General features: G+C 54.6%; 1 pseudogene. It reads left to right on the top strand.

Annotation, left to right across the window (positions count from 1 at the left end):
• Positions 1-412, top strand: a pseudogene (locus tag KVH01_RS29525) (toxin C-terminal domain-containing protein); the annotation flags it as partial.

Below are 412 nucleotides of genomic sequence, written 5' to 3'. Positions count from 1 at the left end.
TGGAGAAACGCTGAAGCAATGGTCTGACGGGCTACTCAATTACGATAAAACAGCGCTGGATAACTTCAACAAGGCTGCCGGGGCATTGCATGCAGTAGTCAATCGAGTGGAAGCCATGCAGGGCCGTCCGATGGATGCTCGTGCGCAAGCCATAGCCGGGAAAGACTTGGCCGAAAGTACACTTGAAGCCCTCATTCTCTCTGGCATGAGCCCTCGATCGGCAATGGCGAAGATGGGCGACCCCGAATTCATCGACAGCGTCCTGAGAAGTGTGGCGTCGTTAAATGGGATCGAACCTCAGGTGCTTACCGACGCGCAGAAGCTGGTTGAGTCGAGCACCTACAAACCCGACCCTCAAGCACTAGTGCTGGAAACGTCGCAAGTCAACCCGACAGGGATTGACGAACTTCAA

This window comes from Pseudomonas khavaziana, assembly GCF_019145205.1.
GTDB classification, from domain to species: Bacteria; Pseudomonadota; Gammaproteobacteria; order Pseudomonadales; family Pseudomonadaceae; genus Aquipseudomonas; species Aquipseudomonas khavaziana.
The sequence above is the reverse complement of the archived record's forward strand: the minus strand, read 5'-3'. Positions and strand labels throughout refer to the sequence as shown.